The organism is Actinacidiphila sp. bgisy145, from assembly GCF_057708125.1.
Map to the genome: position 1 here is coordinate 19618 of NZ_JBYIRL010000013.1, position 14139 is coordinate 33756.

Sequence of the window (14139 nt, forward strand, 5' to 3'; positions counted from 1 at the left end):
GCGTCGTGAGGCCGCATCAGATCGGGAAGTCCCTGCCGGTGCGCCGGGCCCGCGCCGCCTGCACCCGGTAGGCCAGGGCGGCCAGGACGGCCCAGACCGCGCCGACCGCCGCTTCGCGAACGGTGTCGGGCCACCAGGGCCGGCCGTCGGCGAACGCGCGGACCGCGGCGACTCCGTGGGTCATCGGCAGCCCCGCGCCGACCGTGCCCAGGACCGGCACCCGCGTCGTCGCGGTGACCAGGCTGCCCGCCGCGAGCATCAGGTACGTCAGGGTGTTGCCGAGCAGCACGTTGCTGTTGAACCGGGTGCCGAGCGAGGCCACCGCCAGGCCGGCCGCCGCGCTGCTGAGGATCATCAACAGGTAGAGGGGGCACGCCTCCAGCAGCGTCGGCGTCATCGCACCCAGGCCCGACACCGGGCCGACGACGACCACGCACAGCAGGTAGACCGCCGTGGCATCCGCCAGCCACGGCACGCTCCGGGCCGCGTACAGGCCGGCGATCGACACGTTGGCCATCCGCACCCGGTGGTACGTCCCCGACCGCTGGTCGAGCATGGGCACGTCGGACAGGCCGATGACCGTGGACAGGGTGACGCTCAGCGCCACCGAGCCCGGGAAGGCGTAGGCCGCGCCGGTACCGCTGACCCGGCCGACGAGCACCCAGAACAGGCACTGCAGCACCGCCCTGGGCCAGGCCGCGGTCAGCGAGATGCGCGGCGGCACTGCCGCGACGTGCTCGGTCCACGCCAGCCGTGCGGCGGTCGTGTAGTCCACCACGGTTACTCCAGATCCAGGGTGCCGAGGACACGGGCCCGCCGGGACACGTAAGTGAAGACACGGTGGCCCAGCAGCGCGTAGCCGGCGCTGAGCAGGACCGTCAGGCCCAGGAAGCGCAGGTCCGGGGTCCGCTGGGTGCAGGAGGTGAGGAACTCCATCGCCCAGCGGAAGCTGATGAGCCAGGACAGCGCGCCCAGCGGCCGCGGGATCAGGCGGAGCGGGATCAGCAGGCCGCCGAGCAGGAACACCGGGTACATCAGCGCGCCCGAGATCTGGGAGCCGTACCGGCTCACCAGGAACACGCAGGCCAGCAGCATGCCGAGGGCGGTGCCGGAGCACACCACCACGAGCAGGCCGACGAGCAGCCACCCCACATCGCCGAACGCGATCGGCTGGCGCAGGGCGGCGAGTGTCGCGGCGACCGTGGCCAGGATCGACCCCACGGACAGCACGCTCGAGCCCAGCGACTTGCCCACCAGCACGACCAGCGCCGACCGCACGCCGAACAGGCCGGCCGACAGCACGCCTTCGGCGCGTTCCAGGCTCAGGATGCCCGCGCCGTTCCAGACCGTGGAGGTCCAGAACGCCATCAGCAGGATGCCGGACACCACCCGCCCGGCCGCCACCGGGTCGGTGGTCGAGTTGAGGTTCACCACCAGGAGCACCGCCGGTTGGACGAAGCCGAGGACCAGGGTGAACTTCCACTCCGCGGCGTAGATCAGGATCTGGTGGCGGGCGGCGACCGCGAGCGCCTCGCCCGTCCCGGAGCCGGGCATCACGCCCGCCGTCCCGGCGCCGAGGCCGCGGCCGGTGCCGCCGTGCGCCCGCTCAGGCTGGTGAACGCCTCCTCCAGGCGGGTGTCCTCCACCCGCACCTCGTGCACCGTCACATCACCGAGCAGCCGCCCGATCTCCGTGAAGACGCCCGCCTCCCACGCCTGCGGACGCAGCCCGATCTCCCAGCCGCCGCCCTCCTGACGCACCAGCACCTCCGGCAGGTGCGGCCCGGTCAGATCCGGCAGTGGGCCTTCGCCCCGCACCACGATGGTGGCGACGTACCCGGCCAGGCGGGTGAACTCCTCCAGCTCGCTCTGGTGCTGCACCGCCCCGTCCCGCAGCAGCACGACGCGCTGCGCGAGGCGCTCGACGTCGAGCAGGTAGTGGCTGGTGAGGAGGATCGCCACGCCCTCGTCGCGCAGGGACAGCACGGTCTCGCGCAGGCTCTGCGCCTCGAACGCGTCCAGGCCGACCGTCGGCTCGTCGAGCATCAGCACCGACGGGCGGCCCAGCAGGCCGATCGCCAGGTGCAACCGCTGGCGCATGCCCTTGGAGTACGTCTCGACCCGCCGGCCGGCCACATCGGTCAGGTGCACCTGCTCCAGCACCTGCGCGATGCGCTCGCGCAGCCCGCGGCCGCCGAGTTCGCGCAGCATCCCGAAGTACCGCAGGTTGTCCCGCGCGCTCAGCCGCCCGTACAGCCCGCGGTCCCCGCCGAAGGAGACACCGAGCGCGCCGCGGGCCCGGCGGGCCTGCGTGACCACGTCGAAGCCCTGCACCCGGGCGGTTCCCCGATCCGGCACCAGCACCGTGGACAGGATCTTCAGCAGCGTGGTCTTGCCCGCGCCGTTGCCGCCGAGCAGCGCCACGATCTCCCCGGGCGCCACCTCGAACGTCACGTCGCGCAGGACCGCCACCTCGGCACCGGGGCGGCCGAACGACCGGCCGATCCCGTGCACTTCGATCGCCGGCGTCATGGCGTGCCGTCCTCGTCCGCCACCACGCGCAGCTCCTGCTCGATCCTGCGGAACTCGGCGTGGTCGGCCTCGACCCGGTGGATGTCCCGGTCGGCCAGCAGGGCCCAGCCCCGGTCCATGGTGGACATCAGGCCGGTGGTCGGCGCCACCGGATCACCGTCGCGCAGGGACAGTTGGAAGTGCCGGCAGCTGCGCAGCTGCCGCACCCGGCCGAGGGCGGCCGTGTTGCCGACGGTGCCGGCCCGGCGGAAGATCAGGTACACCCCGCGGACCCGGCGGCGCAGCCGGTAGTCGCCCTCGTCGGGGGCGGCGCCGGTGAGGCTGTGCACGTACCGCGAGAGGGCGCTTCCCCCGGTGGCCAGCTCGGACGCACCGGCCAGGCCGGCCCCGGCCAGGCGCGCGCCCGACTCCATCAGCACCGGGCCGTCGGCGGTGAGCAGGACCTCGGTGTGGCAGGGGCCGAAGCGGACGCCCAGCGCGTCCAGGACGCGGCGCACGTACGCGATCAGCCCGGGGTTCTCCGGCGCGTCCTCGGGCCTGAAGTCGGTGCTCTCGTACACCGCGAAACTGGGGCCGACCGGGACCTTGTTGTACCGGCAGACACTGGTGACGGCGTGGCGGCCGTTGCGGGTGAAGGTGTCCACCACGTACTCGGTGCCGTACATCCGCCGCTGGATCAGGACGGTCTCGTTGACCGCGCCCAGCAGGTTGACCGCGCCCAGCAGGCCGCGCACCGCCGCCTCGAGGTCGCCGCCCTCGGGCACCAGGGTGAGCCCGTCCGACAGCGAGCTGCGGGCCGGTTTGACCACCAGCGCGCCGGTGTCGGTGGACAGGCCGCCGGCCGCCGCCGCCTCGACGCAGCCGCGCCAGTCGTCGACCGCGACCGTGGGGATGGTCGGGACCCCCGCGGCGCGCAGCGTCCGCATCATGACCGCCTTGTCGCGGCGGGCCTGCGAGCGCTCCGGATCGTTGGCGAACTCCGGGGTGAGCCGGGCCGCGAGCGCGTCGGCGAACTCGACCCCGCACTCCGCCCCGGGGAACACCGCGACCGGGCGCATCCGGCGGACACGGTCGAGGACCTCGTCGAAGCCGATGGCGGCCTCGGTCGTCCCGGCGTGGTCGGCGGCCTGGAAGGTGCGCGTGTACGACGGGTCGGGGCGCGGCGACGTGAGCACCGCGTGGGTGTCGAAGCCCGCACGGCGCAGGGTGCGGCCGAGCGCGACACCGGAGGAGTAGGGGTCGACCAGGACGACGGTCCCGGCGCCCGCCGGTTCAGTTGGCACCGGACGCCTCACGAATCCCGGCATGCAGCGCGCTGAGGTTCGGCACGGCGAACATCTCCAGCATGTCGACCTGCACTCCCCAGCGTTCGTCGACCTCGACCGCCAGCTGCGCCGCGCCGATCGAGTCACCGCCGGCTTCGAAGAAGTTGGCGTCCCCCGACAGCTCGGGCACGCCGAGGATGTCGGCACACAGCCTGGTGAACTCTTCCAAGGTCGGCCCGTTTACCGCCATGATCAATCTCCTCATCTCGACGTCCGTCGAATCCCTCACCGCTCGCTCGGCCGGCAGCCCTCATGACGCCGCCGCGGTGTCCTCCTCGACCAGCACCAGCCGCAGCTCCGATGTGTAGCCGCGGCCCTGCCGGTCGGTCAGCCAGCACTGGTCCGGCTCCGGCAGCATCTCCACGACGGTGACGTCCCCTTCGCCGGGTTCACGCATGAGCCGGCGCACCGTCCGGGCCAGGACCTCCACGAACGCGGGGGCGTCGAAGTCGACGAAGAACGGCTTCGTCTCCAACGGCGACTTCACGAACACGAAGCGCGGCAGTCCCAGCCGGCGGGCCCAGCCGCGGGCCGCCACGAAGCGCTCCCGCTCGTCGCCGCACATCGCGAACGCCGCCTTGCGGGCCGGCACCGTCCAGCTCTGCCGGGCCACCACCATCGAGTCCACGACGATCCGGGGCCGCCGCGCACCGGGCAGCAGGCCGAACACCTGGGACACCGGCTCCTTGAGCTGCTCGGCGAACAGGTCCATCACGTCGAACCGGTGGCCGTCGGGCAGCACCACGACGAGCTCGCCGTCCTCTTCGTGGACCTGTGCGTCGCTCGCCGCGACGAGGACGCCGTCGGCCGGCGTCGGGTGCTTCGGGTTGAGCAGGAGCCGGTAGTCCGCGGGGCGTACCAGCGCCGGATGCGAGCGCGGTGTCAGCCGCGGCCGGGCGTCCTTGGGCAGCGCCATGAGCAGGCGCGGCTCCGGGAAGTCGGCGCTGAGCATGTCCTGCAGGGCGGCCATGTCCGGGTGCTGGCGCGCGGTCGCCTGGTAGTCGAGGGTGTTGAGGGCCACGTGCATCTCGCCCAGTACCAGGAAGGGCTCCCCGGGCGCCGCACCGCCGATCATCATGAGGTCGGGACAGCACACCCGCGCCTCGCTCCAGCCCGGCCGGGGCGCGGCGAACTCGGCCGCGACGCCGCGGGCGAGCTGCGCGGTGGTGCGGTGCAGCACCCGCTGCCCGGGCTCCGGAGCCAGCACCCGGCGCCAGCGCGCGTCGAACTCCTCCCGGGCGGTGGCCAGCGCCCCGGGGAGGGCCGAGGCCAGCAGCGGCAGGCAGGCCAGCCACAGCGCCATCGCGTCCGGGGTGTCGATGCCCCTGGCCAGCAGCTTCCGGTACGCGGCGCGGACGTGCGGCAGGAACAGCTCCCGCACCCGCCAGGTCAGCCAGCGCGCGCTGTCGGCCAACGGCCCCAGCGGTGCGAGCGCGTCGACGAACGGACCGCCGAGGTCGACCGCGACATCGCGCCGGCTCTCCGGGTAGGCGACCGTGCGGCCGCTGTATGCCTTTCCGTGCCGCCGCGTGGCGTCCACCCCGGACAGTTCGACGAAGGTCTTGTCGAGTGCGCCCAGTGCCCGGTCCAGGCGGTCGGGGTCGGCCCAGTCCTCGGCGACCTGCCGCTTGGCCGCAACCAGCCTGCCGACCGCGGACCGCAGCGCCCCGCCGATCACCGGATCGGTGATCCGCTGCGCCAGCGCGGCCAGTTCGTCGTCGGTGTGCAGCGGCCCGGCCAGGTTGAGGTCCCAGGTCAGCCAGCGCCGGTCGGCCAGTTCCGCGAGCAGCGCCATGACCTGCTCCGGGCCGTCCAGCCGGTGTTCGCGCGCCACCTCGGCCGCCAGCAGCCACGCCGGCATCCGGCCGTCCGCCCGGGCCAGGACGGCCGCGGTGACCGGATCGGCCGGCTGCACCCGGCCGGAGGAGAACCGTACGCCGTCGGCGGCCGGCCGCAGCGAGGGCACGCGCCGCACGGGCAGCCACGGCCGCAGGTCGAACCGCTCGGCGAAGTGCGCCGCCACGGCGTCCACCGCCCAGCCCTCCATGTGCACGTCCACACCGGAGAGCAGGCCGCTGCCCGGGCGGACCGCCACGGCGGCCGGGCGGGCGGGGTCCAGCCCGGCCCAGGCGATCGGGCCGAAGAACCCGATCGTCTCGTTCTTCGTGCAGTACCGCTGCACGTAGGTGACGAGCGTGGCCTCCCGGGCCCGGCGTTTGGCGTCCCGCCCCCGGCCCTCGTTGATGTGCGCGAGCAGCGGATCGATGCCGGTGGCGAGCACAGCGCGGTTCTGCCAGGTCACCGCGAGCCGCAGCCACGACGAGCCGGCCAGCTCCGCCATGGACCGGTCGGCCCTGCGCCGGTACTCCCGCCACGCCGGGTCGAAGGAAGCGAGGTCGATCCGCCGGCTCAGGGAGACGTCGGGCACCGCGTCGGCCGCGCGGCAGACGGCAGGGTCGGCGAGGGCGAGGGCGGCCGACGCCGGGTAGCCGGCGCTGCGCACCATCGCCTGCGGCCAGATCCGGCGGCGGCTGCCGGGAAGCAGCAGGGAGTCGGACGTCGCGCCCGCGCGCCCGTCGACCGCGTGGTTCGCACTGAGAGTCTGCATGTCTTTCGGTCCCTCCGGTGTGACGCGGTGTGCTCAGGCGCTGAGCACACCGATCAGCGCGTCCCTGGTCTGCGGTGCCGCGAAGAAGTCCGCCCGGCCGACCTCGACCGTCTCGTGCTTCGCCGGGCAGTCCGGGTCGCAAGGGTGGTCCCGGGCCACCAGGTGCAGTTCCTCCGGGCCGGCCGGCCGCCGGTCCGGATCGCAGGTCGCGGTGACATGGGCGAGCCAGTCGGCCTGCATGGCGGCGAGGCGGTCGGCCACCGGCCCGAGGTTGAGCGGCGCTCCGGCGTACGACCGCGCCATGGCCCGCTCCATGTCGGGCAGCCAGCCGGCGATGACCTCGCGCACGGTGTCGGCGTCGGCGAGGTAGCGCTCCGCCTCCTCGGGGGGCAGCGGGACCCGGGCCAGCGTGCGCCGCAACAGGCCGGCCACCCCGGCCGCCGGTGTCGGCTCCGGGTTCAGCGCCACGAGCGTGGGACGCCGGCGGCAGTGCGCGGCCAGGTGCCGGCCGACGGCGGCGGCACCGCAGTAGGACACGACGGCGCCGACGTCCTCTTCCGCGACCCGCTCGGACAACTGCCGGGCGTACTCGTCGATCCCGGTCCGTCGCGGCCGGAACTCGTCGAGCAGGTACCGGGTGGTGAAGCCCTGGCTCTCCAGGTCCATCGCGCGGATGCGTCCGGCGGTGCCGCTTCCCGGGAACTCCAGGACGACGGTGATCGGGGCCGCGCCGTCCGCGCCGTCCGCGCCGTGCCGGGGAGGCCGGGGGCTCACGCCGGCACCTCGCAGCAGTCTGCGTCCGGGTCGAAGAGCGGCCCGTAGGTGATCTGGAGCCGGACGTAGTGCTGGGACGCGTTGTTGAAGTTGTCGGTGAACCCGGAGGCCACGAACCGCTCGTACTCGGCGTGGTAGAGCTCGTACGCCTGGCGGGTCAGCGGAATCCCCAGGTCTATGCCGACGGCCTTCGCGCTGTAGAAGGCCTCGTAGCACTTGTAGCACTCACCGCACCACGCGCCGTTCGTCAGCCGGTCGCAGGTGCCGAGGATCGGGATGTCCCGCTCGTGCAGCCAGGTGATCATCTCCTCCTTGTGCAGGCCGCCGGCGACGGTACGCACCGGGTGCGCCGGCTGGTACCGGGACCACCAGTCGGCGAAACGCGGGTGCCGCTCGAAGTAGCCGCGCATGAACTCGCTGTGCCCGAGCAGCAGGTCGTTGCGCTCCATGCCGAGATAGACCGGCCCGTACCCGAGCGCGGACGCGATGGCGGCGCACAGGAAGTGGATCTGGCCGATCTTGCGGTCCGGCCCGTCGAACAGGTCGTAGTCGTGGATGCTCAGCAGGGTCGGCTCGATGCCCTGCGCGGCCAGCACCTCCCGGGTGTAGGTCGACTCCACGCCGCCGGAGAACCAGAGCGCCGGGCCCTTGTCCGCCGCCGGATAGCGGGGGACCCGCGCCCCGCCGCGCACCTCGATCGGGCGGCCGCACCGCAGGAACCGCGCGTACTCCCCCCAGCTCTCCACGTCCTCGTCCGCCACGCGGATCGACTCCGCGTCGCCGAAGACGTCCTGGCGCACGGCCAGATCGAAGGCGAGACGGTCCTGCGCCTCGGCCGACAGCGTCGTCTGACGGATACTCACTTCGTGTCCTCCTCGGCGGACTTGAGGTCATCGGGCAGCAGGTCCAGCAGCAGCGCGTCACGCCGCCCGTCCGGGCCCGGCAGGTAGGAGCGCAGCCTTCCGACGTGGCGGAAGCCGGCCTTCTCGTAGCACCGCAGGGCGCGGGTGTTGGCGGCGTCGGCCAGCACGGCCACCCGGGCGTGGCCGGCCGCGAAGACGGCGGCGGCGAACGCGGCCAGCGCGGCGGACCCCAGCCCGCGGCCCCGGTCCTCCGGCGCGGCGACCACGACGTCCGGACGCACCGTGTCCGTGCGGGAGTCGACCTCGTACTCGATGAAGCCGACCGTCCTGCCGTCCTTCGTGAAGGGCAGGCAGCGCTCGTGCTGGAACCGGGCCAGGTGCTCGGGTTCCGCGGGCAGGTCCCACCACCTGCGCACCTCGGCGTCGCGGAACGCCCGCTCGAACAGGGCCAGATCCTCGGGCACCGCCCGGCGCAGTCCGATGCCGCCGGCGCCGGCCGCCTGGTCGGCGAACAGTGCCGCGCCGGGCCGCACCGGGGCCGGCGCGCACGCCGCGATCAGTTCCTCCAGGCTGTCGAGGATCGAGGCGGCGTCCTCCGGCTTCGGGTCGGGGAAGTGCCGGCAGGTGGGCGCGTCGAGAGCGCGGGCGTCCAGGAACGGCTGCTGCCCGAGTACGACCAGCGGGCGCCCGGTGTCCAGGGCCAGCGCGATCTCGCCCAGCGTCCCGTACCGGCCCTCGAAGGCGATCACCCCGTCCCCGGCCCAGTTCAGGATGTTGCTGCGGGCCAGGTCCATCGACGTGGGCAGCGCCCAGGTGGTGCAGTCGGTGGCGTCGTCCAACCGGTTCCACTTGAGCAGCCCCAGGGTCTGCCCGCCCGCCGCCACGCAGGCACGTTGCGCGCTCTCCGCGATACCGCCGTCCCCGCCGGTGACCATGCCGTACCCGCGGCGCCCGATCTCCCCGCCGATGGCGTCGGCGAGTTCCAGCGCGCTGGAACCAGCGTTGCCCGCTCGGCCGCCCAGGACCGCGATCGCCCGATTCCTCATACTGCTGCCGCTCCTTCGCCGCGATGGTCGGGTGTGCTCGCGCCGGCCGGCGCCAGGCGGCCGGCCGCGGCCAGCACCTCGGCCGCGGCGACCCCGTCACGGCAGGTCTCGAAGCACACGTCGTAGTAGTTGGTGCAGGTGCCGTTCGCGCCCATGAACGCGCACGCGCGCGCCCGCCCGCTCTGCACGGCCCGGAACCGGCCCGGAAGCGCGAGCGGGGACCAGATCCGGGCGTCGGTGGCGAGGTACAGCGCGACCACCGGACAGCCGAGCGCCGCGGCCAGGTGCACCGCCAGCGAGTCGTTGGTCAGCAGCCGCTCCAGGCCGCCGATCCAGTCCCGCAGCTCCGTGGTGCTGTCCACCAGGCGCAGCGTGACCCGGCCGGGATGGCGGGCGGCCAGCTCCCGCGCGATCTCCCGCTCCGACTCGTCCGGCCCCGAGCAGACCTCGACCGGGCCGAGTTCGCCGATCAGTTCCGACCAGCGGGACGCGGGCCAGCGCTTGGGCCGGGTGCTCGCGCCCACGCAGATGCCGGTCGACCCCGGCCGCGGCGCCCGGTACCCGGCAAGCCACGCCGCGTCGGCCCCGTCGGTTTCGACCCCGTGCCGGCGCAGGCACGCCGCCGCCTGGCTCCCGATCGGCAGGAGCTTCTCCGGCTCGGTGATCTCGTGCATGTCCCAGCACTCGATGCCGAGTCCGGCGGCCCGTTCGCGGAAGTCGAGGTAGTCGCCGTCGCGCTGCCACTCCTCGTGGCGCAGGTTGACGATGAGCGTGACGTCGTGCTGCCGGCAGAACTCCACGATGGCCGGCTGGTCGGCGGGGCGGAACCGCCGCCAGAGCGTGGGCAGGACGGCGGTCGGACCGCGCAGGCCGGCCGCTTCGCGCACCCAGTCCGCCTCCAGCATCGCGTTGGGCGGCGACCAGTACCGCAGGCCGGGCAGCGTCCGTTCCAGCTCCGCCAGCAGCGGGGCGAGGATGATGCCGTTGCCGAGGCCGCCGTTGAGGAACAGCAGCGCGTTGCGCCGGCCGGTCGCGGCGGCGCTCATCGGCGCGCCCCGGTGAGTTCGCCGGCCAGCCGCGCGGCAAGGGCGAGGACGGTCAGGGCGGGATTCGCCGCGCCGGTGCGCGGGAACGTCGCCGGCCCGCACACGTACAGCCCCGGCACCGCCCGCACCTGGGCGCGCTCGTCCACCACCGCGCCGCCCAGCGGCAGCGTGCCGGCCTCGTGCTGCTCCCAGCCGAGCGGGAAGCTGTACGTCACCGGCTGTCCGGGCACCTGCATGCTGTCCCCGGCGGTGATCCGGCCGGCGAGGTCGGCCGAGCCGAACCCGTCCTCGAACACGAGGGGGGCCGCGGTCGTGTTCGCCTGCCCGCCCAGGAGCTGGTGCATCCGCCGCAGTTCCCGCCGCTGGTCGCCGGCCAACCGCCGGTCCGCCTCGCCTACATGGCCGGCCGCGAACGTCGGCCAGGGCAGCTCCGGCCCGGGCTCGCACCACACCCGGCCGGACGGATCGCGGGTCTGCTCGCCCATGAGGTAGCAGTCCACGACGGTGAGGCCGTGGTCGTTGGTGTAGACGCGCAGGAACAGGTTGGAGCGCGAACCGGCCGGGCCGGGCGCCATGAACAGGCCGCCGGCCTCGGCGAACGGCCGGAGCTGCTCCGGCACGGCCGCCGGGGCGAAGGCCGTCACGAACCCCTGCGCCAGCTTGTCCACCAGGCCCGGCAGCGAGGCGGTCCCGGTGGCGCCGTCAGGTGGCAGCGCCTGCAACACCAGCCGGCTGTTCTCCACGGTGCCCGCGGCCAGGACGACGCGTCCGGCCCCGATCACCGTCCGCTCCCCGTCGTGCTCGACGAGCACCCCGCGGGCGGTACCGTCCGGCCCGGTCACCACCGCGACCACCTGGAGGTCGCAGCGCACGGACACCGCGCCGGGCCGCGCCGGGTCGTGCAGGTCCTCCAGCGGCGACCAGGCCCGCCAGCGCGGGGAGCCCTCCTCGGCGAGCACCGCCCGGGGCACCTCGGTGAACCGGCGGCCGCCGAGTTCGAACCCGCGCCCGGCGCAGAGCGGGCCGCCCGCCCACTTCTCCAGGTCGGCGACGACCGAGTCGTAGAGCGGCGGTTCGCCGTTCCGCGGCATCGTCAGATCGGCCACGACCTCGGCCGGCCAGCTGCCGTCCGCCAGCGCCCACGGCTCGATCGGAAGCGCGACGCCACCCCAGTACAGCGCCCGCCCGCCGAGCCGGCCGCGCAGACCCGAAATTCCGTCGAACCCCGTCGCGGTGGGGTGATAGGGCCGCCGGAAGTAGGGATCGGACGCGGGGTCGAGCCATATCCGGTCGGCCTTTTCCCGGTCGTGCTCCCACCGGAGGTGACCGTGTCCGGCGTCCGGCCCGGCCTCGACGACGAGAATGCTGCCCGAATGAGTCGCGGCCATCCGGCGGGCCAGATAAAGCCCCGCGAGTCCGCCGCCGACCACAAGCACGTCGGCTGACGGCGGATGAATTCCGTTCGGTGTCCCACAAGGAGTCGTCATCACGTCCCGCCAAACTGACAAGAGAATCGGCCGGTTGCGCCGATACGGCCTCGCGCCGTCCAGTTGGAACCGTACGACATGCCGAAAGGCGGTTCATTGAACTTGCGCGCCAGGTTCCGGATCGTCCGCCGGGCCGGTTGTCCGCCGTTCGGCGACCGCTCCCCGGAGCCGGACGGAATTTCCGGGCCACGAATGGAAAAGCAGCGCCAACTTTGGTCGATCCGGGCCGGAATGTCCGGGTTCCCGGCGTCGGAGAATTTGTTCTGGCTATACATTCCGTATTGGACTGGCGAAGCATCACCGTCGACCAGGATCTCCGCGCCCGGAAGGGGCGGCATCGATCAGGTCGTAGCTGGCAAAACCACGAAGCGAGCGGCGCGACTCCCGGTACCCCTGAGGGATACGGGCCGATGTCGCGTGTCATCGAGGGAGAAACCATGGCTGCCCATTCGGCGTCCGCGGACCACAGCCACAGCCATCTCACAGGTCTGGCGCAGGCGCTGGCCGGTCTCGATGTGGACCGGATCACGCGCTGGGGCGCTGAACTCGCGGACCGCCTCAGTACCGGGCGAACGCTGCTGGCCGCCGGCAACGGCGGCTCGGCGGCCGAGGCACAGCATCTGACCGCGGAACTCGTCGGGCGTTACCAGCGCGAACGGCGGGCGGTCGCCGCGGTCGCCCTGCACGCCGACTCCTCCACCGTGACCGCGGTGGCCAACGACTACGGATACGACCGGGTGTTCGCGCGCCAGATCGAGGCGCACGCCCGGCCCGGCGACATCGTGCTGCTGCTGTCGACATCGGGCCGCAGCACCAACCTGCTCCACGCCGTGGAGGCGGCCCGTGCGGCCGGAGCCACCACCTGGGCCCTCACCGGGCCCGGGCCGAATCCGCTGGCCGAACTCGCCGACGACGCACTGGCGATCGAGGCGGACACCTCCGCCAACGTCCAGGAGTGCCAGCTCGTGGTGGTGCACCTGCTCGCGTCGGCGGTCGACGAGCGGCTGCTCGAAGCGTCGGCGCCGGTGTCGGAGCCGGGTACGGAGCCGGCGCCGGTGCCGGCCGCGCCGGCCCCCGCGGAGAGCCCGGTCGCGGTTCCGGTCGCGGTTCCGACCGCGGCTCCGGCCGCGATTCCGGCCGCCGTCCCGGCCGAGCGGAGCGGGACCCCGAGGCGGCCGAGGATCGTGGTGGTCGGGGACACCCTGCTCGACCGGGACAGCACCGGCTCGGTCAGCCGGCTCTCCCCGGAAGCACCCGTCCCGGTCCTCGCCGGGCTCGACACGGTCCACCGGCCCGGCGGCGCGGGGCTGGCCGCGGTGCTCGCCGCGACGGACCGCCACGACGTGACCCTGGTGACCGCGCTGTCGAAGGACGCCCCCGGCGCCCTGCTGCGCACCCTGCTCGACGAAGCCGGCGTCCGTGTCGTCGATCTCGGCCTGAGCGGACCGACACCCGTCAAGTCCCGTATCCGTACCGCGGACCGCACCCTGCTGATGCTGGACGAGGCAGGCCCGGCGGGCGAGATACGGCCGGCCGGCCTGGACGGCGCCGCCGAAGCGCTGGCCGGGGCCGACGCGGTCCTCGTGTCGGACTACGGCCGCGGCGTGACCGCGCTGCCGGGACTGCGCCGGCTGCTGTCCGAGGCGGCGGGCCGGGTGCCGATGGTGTGGGACCCGCATCCGCGGGGCACCGCCGCGGTACCCGGGGTCCGCCTGGTCACCCCCAACCAGCGGGAAGCGGAGGTGCTGACGGGCCGGCAGGAGACCGGCGGCCCTGACGGCCTGTCCGCGGTCGTCGCCGCGGCCCGGGCCCTGCTGGACCGGTGGCCGGCCGAGCAGGCCGTGGTCACCCGGGGCGCGCACGGCGCCGTCCTGGTGCACAGCGGCGGCGGCACCCCGCTGGTGGTCAACAGCCGGCGGATCGTCGCGCTCGACAGCTGCGGGGCGGGGGACCGGTTCGCCGCGACGACGGTCCTGCGGCTGGCCGAAGGCGCCACGACGGCCGAGGCGGTGGCCGCCGCGACGGACGCCGCCACCACGTACGTGGAGAACGGCGGCCCCCGGAACGTCGGTGACCGGCCGGCCGCCCCGGACGAGGCCCGACCGGACGAGGACCCGCTGGCCATGGCGCGGCGGGTGCAGGCCGCAGGCGGCACCGTGGTGGCGGTCGGCGGGTGCTTCGACCTGCTGCACCGCGGACACGTCACCATGCTGGAAGAGGCCCGCCGCCTGGGCGACCTGCTGGTCGTCTGCATCAACGGCGACGAGTCGGTGTCCCGGCTCAAGGGCCCGGAGCGGCCGGTGCTGCCCGCGGTCGACCGGGCCGGGATGCTGCGCTCGCTGCGCTCGGTCGACGCGGTGGTGGTCTTCGACGAGGACACCCCCGAGCGCGCGCTGCGGGCGCTGCGCCCGGACGTCTTCGTCAAGGGCGGTGACTACCACGCCGCGCAGCTGCCGGAG

12 protein-coding genes and 1 pseudogene are annotated in these 14139 nt (G+C 74.0%); 1 reads left to right on the forward strand and 12 read right to left on the reverse strand.

The window, feature by feature from the left end:
• Positions 1-16: 16 nt before the first annotated feature.
• From AC3ERT_RS13970 to AC3ERT_RS14025, 12 genes are read right to left on the reverse strand one after another with little or no spacing between them, the layout of a single operon-like run.
• Entirely contained in the window at positions 17-778 is a 762-nt protein-coding gene (locus AC3ERT_RS13970; protein ID WP_335975045.1) for an ABC transporter permease, read from the reverse strand.
• Positions 779-780: 2 nt separating this feature from the next.
• Positions 781-1554 (reverse strand): ABC transporter permease, encoded by a 774-nt coding sequence (locus AC3ERT_RS13975; protein WP_435174279.1) that lies wholly within the window; start codon positions 1552-1554, stop codon positions 781-783.
• Positions 1554-2531, reverse strand: coding sequence for an ABC transporter ATP-binding protein (locus tag AC3ERT_RS13980; protein ID WP_335975035.1), 978 nt, complete (start codon positions 2529-2531; stop codon positions 1554-1556). The genes AC3ERT_RS13975 and AC3ERT_RS13980 overlap by 1 nt, the downstream gene beginning before the upstream one ends.
• Positions 2528-3814, reverse strand: a complete 1287-nt coding sequence (locus AC3ERT_RS13985) for an ATP-grasp domain-containing protein (protein ID WP_435174280.1) — start codon at positions 3812-3814, stop codon at positions 2528-2530. Before AC3ERT_RS13985 ends, AC3ERT_RS13980 begins: the two co-directional genes overlap by 4 nt.
• Positions 3804-4046 (reverse strand): acyl carrier protein, encoded by a 243-nt coding sequence (locus AC3ERT_RS13990; RefSeq protein ID WP_335975030.1) that lies wholly within the window; start codon positions 4044-4046, stop codon positions 3804-3806. The genes AC3ERT_RS13985 and AC3ERT_RS13990 overlap by 11 nt, the downstream gene beginning before the upstream one ends.
• Positions 4047-4106: 60 nt before the next feature.
• Positions 4107-6464, reverse strand: a complete 2358-nt coding sequence (locus AC3ERT_RS13995; protein WP_435174282.1) for a lantibiotic dehydratase — start codon at positions 6462-6464, stop codon at positions 4107-4109.
• Positions 6465-6497: 33 nt separating this feature from the next.
• Positions 6498-7238, reverse strand: coding sequence for a hypothetical protein (locus AC3ERT_RS14000; RefSeq protein ID WP_435174284.1), 741 nt, complete (start codon positions 7236-7238; stop codon positions 6498-6500).
• Positions 7235-8101, reverse strand: coding sequence for a hypothetical protein (locus AC3ERT_RS14005; protein ID WP_435174286.1), 867 nt, complete (start codon positions 8099-8101; stop codon positions 7235-7237). The genes AC3ERT_RS14000 and AC3ERT_RS14005 overlap by 4 nt, the downstream gene beginning before the upstream one ends.
• Positions 8098-9147, reverse strand: coding sequence for a GNAT family N-acetyltransferase (locus AC3ERT_RS14010; protein ID WP_335975015.1), 1050 nt, complete (start codon positions 9145-9147; stop codon positions 8098-8100). The genes AC3ERT_RS14005 and AC3ERT_RS14010 overlap by 4 nt, the downstream gene beginning before the upstream one ends.
• Entirely contained in the window at positions 9144-10193 is a 1050-nt protein-coding gene (locus AC3ERT_RS14015; RefSeq protein ID WP_335975013.1) for a glycosyltransferase family 9 protein, read from the reverse strand. Before AC3ERT_RS14015 ends, AC3ERT_RS14010 begins: the two co-directional genes overlap by 4 nt.
• The gene (locus AC3ERT_RS14020; RefSeq protein ID WP_435174288.1) at positions 10190-11680 is read right to left on the reverse strand and encodes a GMC oxidoreductase; all 1491 of its coding nucleotides are present in this window, start codon (positions 11678-11680) and stop codon (positions 10190-10192) included. Before AC3ERT_RS14020 ends, AC3ERT_RS14015 begins: the two co-directional genes overlap by 4 nt.
• A complete protein-coding gene (locus tag AC3ERT_RS14025; protein WP_435174290.1) occupies positions 11680-12018 on the reverse strand; it encodes a hypothetical protein in 339 nt (112 codons plus the stop codon). Before AC3ERT_RS14025 ends, AC3ERT_RS14020 begins: the two co-directional genes overlap by 1 nt.
• A gap of 99 nt (positions 12019-12117) precedes the next feature.
• On the opposite strand from AC3ERT_RS14025, the pseudogene AC3ERT_RS14030 reads away from it, so the two are divergent.
• Positions 12118-14070: pseudogene (locus AC3ERT_RS14030) on the forward strand (PfkB family carbohydrate kinase); the annotation flags it as partial.
• Between the last annotated feature and the right edge of the window lie 69 nt (positions 14071-14139).